The 12,901-nt window shown below is 59.2% G+C and carries 14 protein-coding genes; 10 read left to right on the top strand and 4 right to left on the bottom strand.

The genetic code is table 11. The features are described 5' to 3' along the window. Positions 1–43 precede the first annotated feature (43 nt). Entirely contained in the window at positions 44–736 is a 693-nt protein-coding gene (locus ACQZ63_RS19075) for a DUF599 domain-containing protein (RefSeq protein WP_013636176.1), read from the bottom strand. A gap of 505 nt (positions 737–1,241) precedes the next feature. On the opposite strand from ACQZ63_RS19075, the gene cobU reads away from it, so the two are divergent. From cobU to ccoP, 5 genes are all read left to right on the top strand, one after another. Next, positions 1,242–1,763 carry a bifunctional adenosylcobinamide kinase/adenosylcobinamide-phosphate guanylyltransferase gene (gene cobU / locus ACQZ63_RS19080; RefSeq protein ID WP_019566244.1) on the top strand — a complete coding sequence of 174 codons (522 nt, stop codon included), beginning with the start codon at positions 1,242–1,244 and terminating at the stop codon, positions 1,761–1,763. A 243-nt stretch (positions 1,764–2,006) separates the two neighbouring features. Continuing rightward, positions 2,007–3,629, top strand: a complete 1,623-nt coding sequence (ccoN, locus tag ACQZ63_RS19085) for a cytochrome-c oxidase, cbb3-type subunit I (protein WP_113555796.1) — start codon at positions 2,007–2,009, stop codon at positions 3,627–3,629. Between the two features lie 10 nt (positions 3,630–3,639). Then, the gene (gene ccoO / locus ACQZ63_RS19090; protein WP_113555797.1) at positions 3,640–4,371 is read left to right on the top strand and encodes a cytochrome-c oxidase, cbb3-type subunit II; all 732 of its coding nucleotides are present in this window, start codon (positions 3,640–3,642) and stop codon (positions 4,369–4,371) included. 12 nt (positions 4,372–4,383) lie between these two features. Further along, positions 4,384–4,536 (top strand): CcoQ/FixQ family Cbb3-type cytochrome c oxidase assembly chaperone, encoded by a 153-nt coding sequence (locus ACQZ63_RS19095; RefSeq protein ID WP_003502810.1) that lies wholly within the window; start codon positions 4,384–4,386, stop codon positions 4,534–4,536. Positions 4,537–4,539: 3 nt separating this feature from the next. Next, entirely contained in the window at positions 4,540–5,403 is an 864-nt protein-coding gene (gene ccoP, locus ACQZ63_RS19100; protein ID WP_003515305.1) for a cytochrome-c oxidase, cbb3-type subunit III, read from the top strand. 48 nt (positions 5,404–5,451) lie between these two features. On the opposite strand, the gene ACQZ63_RS19105 is transcribed toward ccoP, so the two are convergent. Both ACQZ63_RS19105 and ACQZ63_RS19110 read right to left on the bottom strand, forming a co-directional pair. After that, on the bottom strand, positions 5,452–5,808 hold the full coding sequence (locus tag ACQZ63_RS19105; RefSeq protein WP_003515303.1) for a VOC family protein: 357 nt from the start codon (positions 5,806–5,808) through the stop codon (positions 5,452–5,454). Positions 5,809–5,819: 11 nt separating this feature from the next. Then, on the bottom strand, positions 5,820–6,224 hold the full coding sequence (locus ACQZ63_RS19110) for a polyketide cyclase (RefSeq protein ID WP_080798497.1): 405 nt from the start codon (positions 6,222–6,224) through the stop codon (positions 5,820–5,822). Between the two features lie 120 nt (positions 6,225–6,344). On the opposite strand from ACQZ63_RS19110, the gene ccoG reads away from it, so the two are divergent. The 5 genes from ccoG to gndA all read left to right on the top strand — a co-directional run bounded on the left by ccoG (position 6,345) and on the right by gndA (position 12,457). Next, complete coding sequence (gene ccoG / locus ACQZ63_RS19115) at positions 6,345–7,928, top strand: cytochrome c oxidase accessory protein CcoG (RefSeq protein WP_111790244.1); 1,584 nt, start codon at positions 6,345–6,347, stop codon at positions 7,926–7,928. Continuing rightward, positions 7,925–8,425 carry a FixH family protein gene (locus tag ACQZ63_RS19120; protein WP_111790243.1) on the top strand — a complete coding sequence of 167 codons (501 nt, stop codon included), beginning with the start codon at positions 7,925–7,927 and terminating at the stop codon, positions 8,423–8,425. Before ccoG ends, ACQZ63_RS19120 begins: the two co-directional genes overlap by 4 nt. Next, a complete protein-coding gene (locus tag ACQZ63_RS19125) occupies positions 8,422–10,713 on the top strand; it encodes a cation-translocating P-type ATPase (protein ID WP_111804850.1) in 2,292 nt (763 codons plus the stop codon). The genes ACQZ63_RS19120 and ACQZ63_RS19125 overlap by 4 nt, the downstream gene beginning before the upstream one ends. Continuing rightward, a complete protein-coding gene (ccoS, locus tag ACQZ63_RS19130) occupies positions 10,710–10,868 on the top strand; it encodes a cbb3-type cytochrome oxidase assembly protein CcoS (RefSeq protein WP_003515291.1) in 159 nt (52 codons plus the stop codon). The genes ACQZ63_RS19125 and ccoS overlap by 4 nt, the downstream gene beginning before the upstream one ends. A gap of 158 nt (positions 10,869–11,026) precedes the next feature. Next, on the top strand, positions 11,027–12,457 hold the full coding sequence (gndA, locus tag ACQZ63_RS19135) for an NADP-dependent phosphogluconate dehydrogenase (protein ID WP_113555799.1): 1,431 nt from the start codon (positions 11,027–11,029) through the stop codon (positions 12,455–12,457). Between the two features lie 68 nt (positions 12,458–12,525). Here the strand turns inward: gndA and ACQZ63_RS19140 are convergent, their stop codons facing one another. After that, positions 12,526–12,852: an RcnB family protein gene (locus ACQZ63_RS19140; RefSeq protein ID WP_003515287.1), complete on the bottom strand. Its 327-nt coding sequence runs from the start codon at positions 12,850–12,852 to the stop codon at positions 12,526–12,528. Between the last annotated feature and the right edge of the window lie 49 nt (positions 12,853–12,901).

Here is a 12,901-nt window from a genome sequence, read left to right on the forward strand (position 1 = left end):
GCCGTTGTCTACTCAAGGGCTTGGCCCGTGAAGTAAGGCTATTTCAAGGCCCGGGCCTGTCCATGATGGCGCGGCGTGCCTCGGAGAAGAACTGGCGGCGCAACAGCGCCACTATGATGATGACCGTGCTTGCGATGAAGACATAGGGGCTGATGAACCAGCCGAGATAACCGATCGACAGGAAGATCGTCCGCAGCCCATCATTGAAGTTCTTAGCAGCGATGATGTTCATCTTTATGACGTTTTCAGCGGCACGCTCGGCAGCGTCGCGATCCGCGTTGACATCATGGACCATGGGTATGGCACCGAACAGGATCGTGCAATAATTGAACAGGCGGTAGGACCAGCCGAACTTGAAAAACGAGTAGCCGAAAAGGCAGGTTAGCCCCATGACCTTCAGTTCAAAGGCCGTGCGCCCGGCATACTGCACGAAGGGCAGGTCGCGAAACACGGTTTCGACCCGATCTGTCGCCCCCAGAAGAGCAAAGCAGCCGCCGATGGCAAAGATCGAGGTAGACGCGAAAAAAGCGGTACCATTCTGCAAACCCGCCATGATCTGCGTGTCGATCATCTTCAAGTCGCGTTTGAGAGAATTGTAAATCCAGTCGCGTCGACGCTCCGCCATCGCCTGATTGAGGCTGGTTCGCGAAAACAGCGTCGTTCCCGTCGTGAGGTGGGTATAGGTGGCCCATAACACGATAAAAACGACGATCGAGATATAGTCCATGACGGTCATCACGGGCAGGTCACCTTGCTGTTTGCGAATCTTCGCGGCCATATTGATTTGAAGGCCATGGCAAGGCAATGGCAGTGGCCTCCATGGGCAAACATTCTCCCGCCGCGTTGCAGCTTCGTCATTTCGTTTTCTGCTAACGTTCCGGTAACCAAGTGGCTTTATCAATCCCGTCGCGGACGGAAAGGTCTGCCGGTTCCGGGTCAAGGTTTTGCGTACCGGTTCCGCTTGATTTTTCGTAGACACCGCGCGCCGATTGACAGAATGACCGTTCGCACCTAGCTTTTTGTCAGGACCGGTGTTTCCGGCATCCGGAGTTGCCAAGGCTGTCAATGTCCCGCATCGTGCGGACAGGTTTTGTCGTCTCCGACCCGGTATCATCGGCAGTCCGGCGTGAGTAACCGGGGGACGCCTTTTTCTACGAATCGTTCCCTTCATGTACGGCTGTCTCTGGCTTGCGACACCGCAATGATGCCGGTCCGTCTTATTCTTTTCTTCCAGGTTCTTTATGACAGATAAAAACCGCTCCGTTTTCATTCTAGGCGGCGCGCGCTCCGGCAAGTCCCGTTTTGCCGAGGACCTTGCGGGCAAAGCCGACGGGCGCCTGCATTATCTGGCCACCGGCCGGGCATGGGATGACGAGATGCGCGATCGCATCGACCATCATCGGGCCCGGCGCGGCGAGGAGTGGACGACACACGAGGCGCCCGTTGATATCGCTGCCGTGCTCGCACGGCTGGATGCGCCGGACAATGTCATCCTGATCGACTGCCTGACATTGTGGCTCACCAATCTGATGATGGAGAACGCCGATATCGAGACGGCGTTCGCCACGCTGGCAGCGGCAATCGCGTCCACCAAGGCGAAACTGATTCTCGTCTCTAACGAGGTCGGCCTTGGCATTGTGCCGGAAAACCGCATGGCGCGCGAATTCCGCGATCACGCCGGAAGGTTACACCAGCGCGTCGCGGCCATCGTCGATGAAGTCTATTTCGTCGCAGCCGGGCTGCCGCTGAAAATGAAGGGCTGACGCAAGCCCTATAAAGCCGGTGTCGCGCGTCGGCGTCCGTTCTTTCAGTTTCTACGTACCTCTTATCGCCAAATCCCGGCTCGGTTTTGCCGGTGCTGCGACAGCTTCTCTTTCTTGATCTGGATCAAGGTGGCTTCCCCACGCCGGTGGCAATGCTCCAACCGATGCAAAGGCCCGTTTCCGCTTCGTAAAGCGCGCGCCAAGCCTTTCGTCGGTCTGCTTGCACGTTGGGGGAAACCAACAATGAATTACACGTTAGAAACCGCGATCGTGGCCCTTGGGGCTTTTCTCGCGCTGCTCGGGGCTGCTTTCGCTCACGACAGTCTTTTCGCCGCCCATATGTGGGTGCTGTTCTTTACGCTTCTGGTCAGCACGGTGCTTCTGCTGCGCCGTGTTTCTTTCGCGCCTGTCGATCAGGCCGCGCGCGCCCGGCTGAAATCCGAATATTTCGATGAGGTCGTGAAATACGGCGTCGTCGCTACCGTGTTCTGGGGCGTGGTCGGGTTTCTGGTCGGGGTCGTGGTGGCGCTTCAGCTTGCCTTTCCCGATCTCAACATCGCGCCCTATTTCAATTTCGGCCGGATGCGGCCGCTGCACACCTCCGCGGTGATCTTCGCTTTCGGGGGAAATGCGCTGATTGCCACGTCATTTTACGTGGTGCAGAGAACCTGTCGCTTGCGCCTGTTCGGCGGCAATCTGGGCTGGTTCGTATTTTGGGGCTACAACCTCTTCATCGTCATGGCTGCCACTGGCTATCTGCTTGGTATCACGCAGGGCCGCGAATATGCCGAGCCGGAATGGTATGTCGATATCTGGCTGACGATCGTCTGGGTCGCCTATCTCCTTGCATTTCTCGGCACGATCCTCACGCGCAAGGAGCCGCATATCTATGTGGCAAACTGGTTCTATCTGAGCTTCATCGTGACGATCGCCATGCTGCATATCGTCAACAACCTCGCCATTCCGGTGTCGTTCCTCGGCGTCAAGAGCTACTCCGCTTTCTCGGGCGTGCAGGATGCGCTGACGCAATGGTGGTACGGCCATAACGCCGTCGGCTTTTTCCTCACCGCCGGCTTCCTCGGCATGATGTATTATTTCATTCCCAAGCAGGTGAACCGCCCGGTCTATTCCTACCGCCTGTCGATCATCCACTTCTGGGCTTTGATCTTCATGTATATCTGGGCCGGTCCGCACCATCTGCACTATACGGCGTTGCCGGACTGGGCGCAGACGCTCGGCATGGTGTTCTCGATCATGCTGTGGATGCCGTCCTGGGGCGGCATGATCAACGGCCTGATGACGCTATCGGGCGCCTGGGACAAGATCCGCACCGATCCCATCGTGCGTATGATGGTAATGGCGGTGGCCTTCTACGGCATGGCGACCTTCGAGGGTCCGATGATGTCGATCAAGGCTGTCAACTCGCTCAGCCACTATACCGACTGGACCATCGGCCACGTGCATTCCGGCGCTCTCGGCTGGAACGGCATGATCACCTTCGGTGCCATCTATTATCTGACGCCGAAACTGTGGGGCAGGGATCGTCTCTACAGCCTGCAACTGGTCAACTGGCACTTCTGGCTCGCCACGATCGGCATCGTCATCTACGCCGCCGTGATGTGGGTGGCCGGCATCCAGCAGGCCTTGATGTGGCGCGAATACGATACGCAGGGCTTCCTCGTCTATTCCTTCGCGGAATCGGTCGCAGCGCTGTTCCCCTATTACGTGATGCGTGCGCTGGGTGGCCTGATGTTCCTCAGTGGCGCGCTGATCATGGCCTACAACGTCACCATGACCATCCTCGGTCGTCAACGCGAGGAGGGCGTCCGAAATGACGCCGCACCTTCGCTGCAGCCCGCTGAATAAGGAGGGGCCGATGTCCATACTCGACAAACACGGCGTCATCGAACGCAACGCCACTCTGCTTCTGGTCGGTTCGCTGCTCGTCGTCTCAATCGGCGGTATCGTGGAAATCGCGCCGCTTTTCTATCTCGAAAACACTATCGAGAAGGTGGAGGGCATGCGGCCCTACTCGCCGCTCGAACTGGCCGGGCGCAACATCTACATCCGAGAGGGATGTTATGTCTGCCACAGCCAGATGATCCGGCCGTTCCGCGACGAGGTGGAGCGTTACGGGCACTATAGCCTGGCGGCGGAATCCATGTACGACCACCCGTTCCAGTGGGGTTCCAAGCGCACGGGGCCGGACCTCGCACGCGTAGGCGACCGCTATTCGAATGAATGGCACGTGCAGCATCTGGCCGATCCGCGCTCCGTCGTGCCGGAATCGATCATGCCGTCCTACGCGTTCCTTAAAACCACGCCGTTGAAGATTACGGATATCTCCATGGAGCTGAAGGCTAACCGCGCCGTTGGCGTGCCCTATAGCGACGAGATGATCGAGAAATCAGCGGCTGATCTTCAAGCGCAGGCCGATCCGAACGCCGATACGACCGAGCTTCTGGCGCGTTACCCGAAAGCGAAAGTCGGCGATTTCGATGGCGATCCAGCCAAGCTTACCGAAATGGATGCGCTGGTTGCCTATCTGCAGATGCTCGGCACGCTGGTCGATTTCTCGACCTATGACGATGCCGCCGGATATCGGTGAGGAGGCGACACGATGGAAACCTACACGGCCATGCGCCACTTCGCCGATAGCTGGGGCCTGCTTGCCATGACCCTGTTCTTCGCCGGCGTCGTCGTTTTCACCCTTCGTCCCGGATCGAAAAAAGCTGCGGACGACGCCGCCAGCATTCCGCTTAAGGAGGACTAGGATATGTCCGAAAAACACATTGATGACATCAGCGGCGTCGAAACCACCGGCCATGAATGGGACGGTATTCGCGAGCTTAACAATCCGATGCCGCGCTGGTGGGTCTGGACCTTCTACTTCACGATCCTCTGGGCCATCGGCTACACCATCGCCTATCCGGCATGGCCGCTGATCAATGGCGCAACGCAAGGGTTGCTCGGCTGGAGCAGCCGTTCCGAGATCGCCGCCGATATGGCGGACGCCAAACAGGCGCAGAGCGTCTATTCCGACAGAATCGCCAGTTCTTCGCTCGCCGAGATTGAGGCCGATCCGACGCTAAGGCAATTTGCCCTTTCCGGCGGTGCCGCCGCCTTCAAGGTCAATTGCATCCAGTGTCACGGTTCAGGTGCGGAAGGCGGGCAGGGATACCCCAACCTCAACGACGATGACTGGATGTGGGGAGGCAGCGTCGAGGATATCTATACGACGGTAAAGCACGGCATTCGTTTTGCCGACGATCCCGATACGCGCCTGTCGGAAATGCCGGCCTTCGGCGATATCCTCAAGTCCGAGGAAATCCGCGAGGTCGCCGCCTATGTGGTCAGCCTGACAGGAACGCCTTCCAACCCGGCGCTCGTAGAACCCGGTAAACAGATTTTCGCCGACAATTGCGCCTCGTGCCACGGTGAGAACGCCAAGGGCAACCGCGAGTTCGGCGCGCCCAACCTGGCCGACGCGATCTGGCTGAAGGCCAGTGGCGAGCAGGGGATCGTTGCGCAGATACGGTCGCCAAAACACGGGGTCATGCCCGCCTGGGGTGAACGGCTTGGTGATACCACGGTCAAGCAGCTTGCGATCTTCGTGCACTCGCTGGGCGGTGGCGAGTGAACGTAACAGTCAACAAATGGAAAGGGCCGCTCGATGCGGCCCTTTTTCTTATCGATCAGACCAGACGGCCAGTTCGTATCCATCCGGATCGGTGAAATGAAAACGGCGTCCGCCGGGAAAGGCGAATATGGCGACGCTGATCTGCCCACCGGCTGCCTCGACACGCCGGTGCGCATTCTCGATATCGGCGGCGTAAAGAATGACAAGCGGTCCACCCTTGGCTGACACAGGTGCCGTGGTGGTGAAACCGCCGGTCAGCCGGCCATCGGAAAACTCGCAATATTGCGGGCCGTAATCCTTAAAGGACCAGCCGAAAGCGCCGCCGTAAAATTCCTTGCTGCGCTCGATATCGGCGACGTTGAATTCGACATAGTCGATGCGCCGGTCATTCGTATTCGTGGTCATCGTTTTATCCTTCAATCCGTTTCGAGCAGCGACTTCAGTGTTTCCAGATCGACCCGGACCATCTCCGCATCCCGTTCGAAATCCTCGTCCGTCATGTCCGGCAGGCGAAGCAGGGTAAAGCTGACTTCGGCACCGCTGCCATTCGGTGTTACCCGCAGCGCGTTATACACCTTCATGCCATCCGGCAATGTTACGACGTGGTCTATCACGCCGAATTCGTTTAAGGGCGCGAAATTGACGCGGACCTCACCCAACGGGCCGCCATCGGCGATCCAGTCCTCGCCGTCTGGTTTAAGACCGCCTGCTAGACCGGCGGCCCAGTGCGGCATGTTTTGCGGGTTGGAGGCGAAATCAAAGACATGGCTCCATGGTTTTTCCACCGACAGATGAATGATTTTTGACTGCATGACTGGCATCTCATCCTCCCTGTTTAATGCAGGCCGCAGGCTGCGCCACTTTGTCCGCGCTTGATGTAAGTCAAGGATGTTTCGCCGGTGAGATGGGAGAAAGCAAGGAGATAAAAACGGACTGCAATCATGAACATCTATCCCGTCGGACAGGACCGCCCGCAACAGCCCGTCGAAAGGCTGGAGGCGGAAGCTGTCAATTCCGCAAAAACGCGTAAACCCCTCTATGAAGCGCGCAAGAAAATTTTCCCGAAGCGCGCGGAGGGCCGGTTCCGGCGGTTCAAGTGGCTGGTTATGCTGGTTACGCTCGGCATTTATTATCTGACGCCGTTTCTGCGCTGGGATCGCGGTCCCTATGCGCCCGACCAGGCGGTGCTGATCGATATTGCCAACCGGCGCTTTTATTTCTTCTTCATCGAAATCTGGCCGCAGGAGTTCTTTTTCGTCGCGGGATTGCTGGTCATGGCGGGTCTGGGGTTGTTTCTCATCACCTCCGCCGTGGGACGCGCGTGGTGTGGTTATACCTGTCCGCAGACCGTCTGGGTGGACCTGTTTCTGGTCGTCGAGCGGGCGATCGAGGGCGACAGGAATGCCCGCATGAAGCTCGATGCAGCACCTTTCACTTTCGGCAAGCTGCGCAAGCGGGTGATGAAACATGCAATCTGGCTGGTGATCGGCGTTCTGACCGGCGGGGCATGGATCTTCTATTTTGCCGATGCACCGACGCTGGCGAGGGAGTTCATGACGGGACAGGCACCGATGATCGCCTATACGACCGTCGCGATACTCACCGCCACAACCTATGTTTTCGGCGGGCTGATGCGGGAGCAGGTCTGTACCTATATGTGTCCCTGGCCGCGCATTCAGGCGGCGATGCTGGATGAGAACTCGCTGGTCGTGACCTATAATGACTGGCGCGGTGAACCTCGCACGAGGCACGCCAAAAAGGCTGCGGCCACAGGGGAGAGCGTCGGCGATTGCGTCGATTGCAATGCTTGTGTCGCAGTCTGTCCCATGGGCATCGACATCAGGGACGGGCAGCAGCTGGAATGTATCACCTGCGCGCTCTGTATCGATGCCTGCGATGGGGTGATGGACAAGATTGGTAAGCCACGCGGGCTGATCGCCTATGCGACGCTGTCCGAATACCAGTCCAACATGGCGCTTGCGACCGGCAACGGCCAGCACGCAATCCGGCCTGCGAATGTGCGCAACGAGGACGGCGGGTTCAAAAACAGCATTCGCCATTTCGACTGGCGCATCGTCTTTCGCCCGCGCACGCTTCTTTACACGGCAATATGGGGTGCAGTCGGCATCGGCTTGCTGTTGGCTCTGGTGACGCGCGAGCGGCTGGCTCTGAATGTGCTGCACGACCGCAATCCGCAATATGTGCTCGAATCGAACGGGTCCATCCGTAACGGCTATACCGTTCGCATCCTCAACATGGTGCCGCAACCGCGCCTAATGAGCCTGACGATAGAGGGCATTCCAAGTGCGGTGATGAAGATAAACGGCGTGCCGGATGCAGCCTCTCGCAGCTTCGAGGTGATGGTGGAACCTGACGAGGCGACAACGCTGAAGGTGTTCGTCACCCTGCCGGGCAGTCACGTCGCGCGGGCTGCTGAAAATTTCGAATTCATCGTCAGCGATACGGGCGGCCATGAGACGGCCCGTTACGACGCCGTCTTCAACGCTCCGGGAGTGAAAAAATGACAACGACCAATCGCCAGACGTCCGGTTTCATTTTCACCGGCTGGCATATGCTGGGTGTTATGGTGATGTTTTTCGGCATCGTCATCACAGTCAACATGGTGATGGCCTGGAACGCTGTCACCAGCTGGAGCGGGCTGGTGGTGCCCAATACCTATGTTGCCAGCCAGCAGTTCAACGCCAAGGCCGAGGCCGCCAAGGCAAGGGCCGCGACCGGCATCAAGGGCAGGCTCGTGGTGGATGATAAGACCGTGCGCTACGAAGTTTTTCATCCAGATACCGGCCCTGTGGATACGGATACGGTAACGGCGCGTTTTCGCCGGCCGGTCGGCGAGCACCAGAATTTCGACATGGAGCTGACCCCGGTGTCTACCGGGGTCTTCACCGGCCCGCATGACATGCTGCCCGGCCAATGGATCGTCGAGGTCACTGCCGTAAAAGACGGCAGGATCATCGTGCATGAAGGCACGCGGATCGCGGTGATCAGGGGGCGTCAATGAGCTGCTGTGCACCGGGAACGGAAGGGTCGCTTCAACTCGGAGAACCGGTCAACCCACCATCATCAGAGGAGCTGATGCTGGCAAGCCGCGATCTGGGGCAGGGGCTGCGCCAGACAGATCTCAGCGTGCCCGGCGTTTATTGCGGCACCTGCATCACCACCATCGAAACGGCGCTGCGCCGTCTCCGCCAGGTGGAGCAGGCGCGCGTGAACCTGTCCTCAAAACGGGTGGCGATTGTCTGGAAAGAGTATGTCGATGGCATCAGGACAGATCCCGCCGAACTTGCCCGCGCAATCCTTGCAACCGGATACCGGACGCATCTTTTCGCGAGCGGACAGGATGCTTCGGACGTGTTGCGCTCGCAACTGATCAGGGCGGTGGCGCTCTGCGGCTTTGCTTCCGCCAATATCATGCTTCTATCCGTGTCCGTCTGGTCCGGGGCCGATGCCGCGACGCGTGACATGTTCCACTGGATTTCGGCGATGATTGCCGCGCCGGCGCTGATCTATGGCGGCCGGTTCTTCTATCAGTCGGCCTGGAATGCGCTGAAGCACGGGCGCACCAATATGGATGTGCCGATCGCGCTCGCCATCACGCTATCCTACGCAATCTCGCTGTGGGAGACGATTCATCATGGCGAACACGCGTGGTTTGACGCGACCGTGTCGCTGCTGTTCTTCCTGCTGATCGGCCGCACGCTTGACCATATCATGCGTGACAGGGCGCGCTCGGCCATTGCGGGCCTGGCCCGGCTTTCACCACGCGGCGCAACCGTTATCGGTGAGGACGGAACGCGGGAATATCGCCCGCTTGGCGATGTGCTACCCGGTATGACGATTGCGATTGCTGCCGGTGACCGCGTGGCGGTGGATGCGATCGTCACCAGCGGAAGCAGCGATCTCGACATGTCCATTGTCAACGGCGAAAGCGCGCCGCGTCGGGTGGAGGCGGGTGATCTGCTTCAGGCAGGCACGCTCAATCTCACCGGTTCGCTCGCCGCGCGGGTGACCGCATCGGCAAAGGATTCGTTTCTGTCGGAAGTGATCGGGCTGATGGAGGCGGCGGAAGGGGGGCGGGCGCGCTATCGGCGGATTGCCGACCGTGCCGCGAGCTATTATTCGCCCGTCGTACATCTTCTTGCTCTCATGACCTTTCTCGGTTGGGGCGTTTTGGGCGGTGACTGGAAGCAGGCGATGCTGATCGCGATTGCGGTTCTCATCATCACCTGCCCCTGTGCGCTTGGCCTTGCTGTTCCGGTGGTGCAGGTGGTGGCGGCAGGCCGGCTCTTTCGGCATGGCATCATGGTCAAGGAAGGCTCGGCGATGGAGCGACTGGCCGAAATCGACACCGTTCTGTTCGACAAGACAGGCACCCTGACGGTCGGGAAGCCGCGACTGGTGGAAACCGGCGATGTGAACCCCGCCACGATGGCGATCGCGGCTGGCCTTGCCGCCCATTCACGCCATCCGCTGTCCAAAGCCCTGCATGCAGCCTATGGCGGAATTTTACCGGTCTACGACGCGGTGCGTGAAATTCCCGGCTCCGGTGTTGAGGCTCTCACGCCGGCGGGAACCTACCGGCTTGGCAACCGCCGTTTTGCCTGCCCGGATGAATCGCAACTGGAAAACGGCGACGCGCGATCGGAAGTGGTGCTTTCGCTTGACGGCGGGTATCTGGCGAGTTTCGGTTTCGAGGACAATCCGCGTCCTGGCGCCGTACAGGCACTGCGCAGCCTTTCTGCGCGAGGACTGGTGCTGGAAATCGTGTCCGGGGACCGGGTGCCGGCCGTGAAGGCCATGGCGCAGCGTCTGGGCATTGCGAAATGGAACGCCGACCTGTCGCCGAAAGACAAGGCGGGGCGCTGTGCGGCGCTGGCAGGCGAGGGACGCAAGGTTCTGATGGTGGGCGACGGCATCAATGATGCGCCGGCGCTGGCTGCAGCACATGTTTCCATGGCACCGGCAACCGCCGCCGATATCGGCCGGCAAGCCGCCGACTTCGTGTTCATGCACGAGAATCTGGATGCCGTTCCTGTCGCCATCGAGACATCGCGGCGGGCCGGACAGCTTATCCGGCAGAACTTCGCGCTTGCCATCGGCTACAATGTCATTGCCGTGCCGATTGCGATTGCCGGTTATGCGACGCCGATGATCGCGGCCATCGCCATGTCGACATCGTCGCTCATCGTTGTTGCAAATGCGCTGCGTCTTGCCGGAACGGCTGAAGCCGTTTCTGCGCAACAGAGCGTGCCGACCGGATTTGCGGGCGAGGGGGCGCAACCGGCATGAACATGTTGATCTATCTCATCCCCGTCGCCTTGTTTCTCGGAGCGCTCGGGCTTTTCGCCTTCCTCTGGTCGGTGCGATCAGGGCAATATGAGGATATGGACGGCGCTGCCTGGCGAGCGCTGGACGATGGCGACGACCGGCCACGACCTTCCTAGGGGAGGCGCATTGGTTACGACCTTCCCCCGACCTGTCGCAAATATGCAAAGCTGATTTGCGTCATCAAAATTTAATCGTTTCAGTCGCCCCTAGCCTTGCCGTTTGTTCATTACAGTGCCACAACACGACCACCTAAAAGCAAGATGGAGGCACATCCGTGGAACAGGCAGAAATCGGTTTGATCGGTCTCGGCGTCATGGGCTCGAACCTGGCGTTGAACATCGCGGAAAAGGGCAACAAGATTGCCGTATTCAACCGAACCCCTGAAGCGACGAAAAAATTCTACGCCGAGGCTGGGGACTTGCAGGGGCAGTTGATCCCTTGCGAAACCATCGAGGAATTCGTCGCCGCCATTCGTCCTCCGCGCCCGATCATCATCATGATCAAGGCCGGCGATCCAGTTGACCAGCAGATGGAAATCCTGAAGCCGCATCTCTCGAACGGCGACATCATGATCGACGCCGGCAATGCGAATTTCCGCGATACGATCCGCCGTTTCGACAATCTGAAGGATAGCGGCCTGACCTTTATCGGCATGGGCGTTTCCGGCGGTGAAGAAGGTGCGCGTCACGGACCGTCGATCATGGTCGGCGGTACCGAAGATAGCTGGAAGCGCGTCGAGAAGGTTCTGACCTCCATTTCCGCCAAGTATAATGACGATCCGTGCGTGGCATGGCTCGGCAATGACGGTGCCGGTCATTTCGTCAAGACGATCCATAACGGCATCGAATATGCCGACATGCAGATGATCGCCGAAATCTACGGCATCCTGCGTGACGGCCTGAAGATGAGTGCGTCTGAAATCGCCGATGTATTCGGTGAATGGAACAAGGGCCGTCTCAACTCCTACCTGATCGAAATCACCGAGAAGGTTCTGCGCGCTGCCGATCCGATCACCAGCAAGCCGATGGTCGATCTGATCCTCGACAAGGCCGGCCAGAAGGGTACAGGCAAGTGGTCGGTTATCGAGGCGCAGAACATGGGCGTCGCCGCAACTGCCATTGAGGCCGCCGTGGCTGCCCGTATCCTGTCGTCGCAGAAGGACGAGCGCGAAGCTGCCGAGAAGATCTTCGGCCTGCCGACCGTTGCAGCTGCACCCGCTGACAAAAAGGCCTTTATCGCCGATCTGGAAAGCGCGCTTCTGGCCGCCAAGGTCGGTGCTTACGCACAGGGCTTTGCCGTCATGTCGGCCGCATCGAAGGAGTTCAACTGGAACCTGCCGATGCCGACGATCGCCCGCATCTGGCGCGCCGGCTGCATCATCCGCTCGGAATTCCTCGATGAGATCACCTCGGCCTTCACCAAGGATCCGCATGTGGCCAACCTCATCGTGACGCCTGCCTTCTCCGGCATCGTCAAGGACACCGACGCCGCCCTGCGCCGTGTCGTTTCCTACGCGGTTCTCTCCGGTCTGCCGGTTTCGGCACTCGCTTCCGCGCTTGGTTATTTCGACGCCTATCGTCGCGCCCGCGGCAGCGCGAACCTTATTCAGGCGCAGCGCGATTTCTTCGGGGCGCATGGCTTCGAACGCACCGACGGTGTCGACAAGTCGCATGGCCCATGGGGCAGCGGCGCCGACATTTTCTGATCGGCTATAACGATAAACAACAAAAGGCCCGCGCAAGCGGGCCTTTTTCGTTTCATCCGTCGATTTACTTAGCGTGCCGCAGAAAGGCCAACGATCAGGCCGGTGACGGCGTTGATGAGCAGGAACTGGTTGTCGACGCGTACCCAGCGCTGGTCGCGACGCGGCTCTGCCAGGCGGTAACGGCGATAGTCGCGGCGGTCGACGAAATGACGACGCTCTGCTGGCGAGAGGCGCTGACCGCGATCCCAACGGTGCTTCTTGACGATGACCTTTTTGGTGGTCGTGTGACGCTCGACGGTTACACCGCGATGACGATCGTCGTGGCGGCTTTGTGCCTGGGCCATTGGAGCAGCAAGAACAGTTGCGGCCAGAAGAATGGTGACGAACTTTTTCATGAATGTTTCCTCTCGTGTTTCGATAAGGAGAACTTACGAATAAACGAAT

This window comes from Agrobacterium sp. CG160-95, assembly GCF_053521725.1.

Bases quoted from the DNA above. Each gene is read 5' to 3' on its own strand.
- ACQZ63_RS19075 (WP_013636176.1), bottom strand. From the start codon at position 736: ATGACCGTCATGGACTATATCTCGATCGTCGTTTTTATCGTGTTATGG.
- cobU (WP_019566244.1), top strand. From the start codon at position 1,242: ATGACAGATAAAAACCGCTCCGTTTTCATTCTAGGCGGCGCGCGCTCC.
- ccoN (WP_113555796.1), top strand. From the start codon at position 2,007: ATGAATTACACGTTAGAAACCGCGATCGTGGCCCTTGGGGCTTTTCTC.
- ccoO (WP_113555797.1), top strand. From the start codon at position 3,640: ATGTCCATACTCGACAAACACGGCGTCATCGAACGCAACGCCACTCTG.
- ACQZ63_RS19095 (WP_003502810.1), top strand. From the start codon at position 4,384: ATGGAAACCTACACGGCCATGCGCCACTTCGCCGATAGCTGGGGCCTG.
- ccoP (WP_003515305.1), top strand. From the start codon at position 4,540: ATGTCCGAAAAACACATTGATGACATCAGCGGCGTCGAAACCACCGGC.
- ACQZ63_RS19105 (WP_003515303.1), bottom strand. From the start codon at position 5,808: ATGACCACGAATACGAATGACCGGCGCATCGACTATGTCGAATTCAAC.
- ACQZ63_RS19110 (WP_080798497.1), bottom strand. From the start codon at position 6,224: ATGCCAGTCATGCAGTCAAAAATCATTCATCTGTCGGTGGAAAAACCA.
- ccoG (WP_111790244.1), top strand. From the start codon at position 6,345: ATGAACATCTATCCCGTCGGACAGGACCGCCCGCAACAGCCCGTCGAA.
- ACQZ63_RS19120 (WP_111790243.1), top strand. From the start codon at position 7,925: ATGACAACGACCAATCGCCAGACGTCCGGTTTCATTTTCACCGGCTGG.
- ACQZ63_RS19125 (WP_111804850.1), top strand. From the start codon at position 8,422: ATGAGCTGCTGTGCACCGGGAACGGAAGGGTCGCTTCAACTCGGAGAA.
- ccoS (WP_003515291.1), top strand. From the start codon at position 10,710: ATGAACATGTTGATCTATCTCATCCCCGTCGCCTTGTTTCTCGGAGCG.
- ACQZ63_RS19140 (WP_003515287.1), bottom strand. From the start codon at position 12,852: ATGAAAAAGTTCGTCACCATTCTTCTGGCCGCAACTGTTCTTGCTGCT.